This is a genomic window from Streptomyces gottesmaniae (genome assembly GCF_031845845.1).
In the GTDB taxonomy this organism is placed as follows: domain Bacteria; phylum Actinomycetota; class Actinomycetes; order Streptomycetales; family Streptomycetaceae; genus Streptomyces; species Streptomyces akebiae.
This window is the reverse complement of record NZ_JAVRFJ010000185.1, coordinates 1-357: the sequence shown is the minus strand read 5'-3', so window position 1 is coordinate 357 and position 357 is coordinate 1. Positions and strand designations below refer to the sequence as shown.

Here is a 357-nt window from a genome sequence, read left to right as displayed (position 1 = left end):
CGAACAGGGCCTGGGTCTCGAAGAACTCCCCGTCGTCCAGGACGTGTTCGATCACCGTGTGCATGTCGTACGGCTGGTTGGCACTGTCCGGCACGAGCGTGTCGAGTTCGCGGTCCTCGTCGCTCAGGGCGAGGTCCGCCTGCTCGGGGAACGCCGGGGGCTCGCTGAGGTTGTTCGAGGGCAGGTACGACAGCAGCTGCTTGACGTACTCGATGGCGTCCTTCTCGTCCCCCGCCATGTGATGGGCCACGCCCGAGGTGGCGTTGTGCGTGCGGGCACCGCCCAGTTCCTCGAAGCCGACGTCCTCACCGGTGACCGTCTTGATGACGTCCGGGCCGGTGATGAACATGTGCGAGG

At 66.1% G+C, this 357-nt stretch carries 1 protein-coding gene; it reads right to left on the bottom strand.

Annotated features, from left to right (window positions below; all coding sequences use genetic code 11):
- Nucleotides 1-357, bottom strand: a 357-nt coding sequence (locus tag RM704_RS45895; protein WP_311593657.1) for a carboxyl transferase domain-containing protein, incomplete at both ends; no start/stop codon positions are given.